This is a genomic window from Salinibacillus xinjiangensis (assembly GCF_009649735.1).
Classification (GTDB): Bacteria; Bacillota; Bacilli; order Bacillales; family Alkalibacillaceae; genus Salinibacillus; species Salinibacillus xinjiangensis.
Genome location: NZ_WJNH01000037.1, coordinates 1 through 281 on the forward strand (window position 1 = coordinate 1; position 281 = coordinate 281).

Genomic DNA, 281 nt, shown 5'->3' on the forward strand with positions numbered 1-281 from the left:
CCTAGTTCCCGCATAAGTCGATACACTTTTTTATGATTAACATGATGTCCTAATTTCTTTAATTCTTCCGTGATGCGTTTATACCCATAGCGTTCATGATGCTTCTTAAATAGGTTGGTAATGAGTTCTTTTATCTCTGTGTCCGGATCTTCTTTCCCAAAGTTTTTTAGATGATAATGATAGGTTGCTTCAGGAATACCAACAACAAGAAAAATATCCTTTAATCGGAATCCTTCTTCTTTGAGTTCAAATGCCACCCTTGCTTGTGCTTTTCGTAGAAG

Annotated in this window: 1 protein-coding gene; it reads right to left on the bottom strand. The window is 36.3% G+C overall.

Going from position 1 to position 281, the window contains the following annotated elements; genetic code table 11:
• Positions 1-281: IS3 family transposase (locus tag GH754_RS19380; RefSeq protein ID WP_153730274.1), on the bottom strand; the 281-nt coding region annotated here is incomplete at both ends.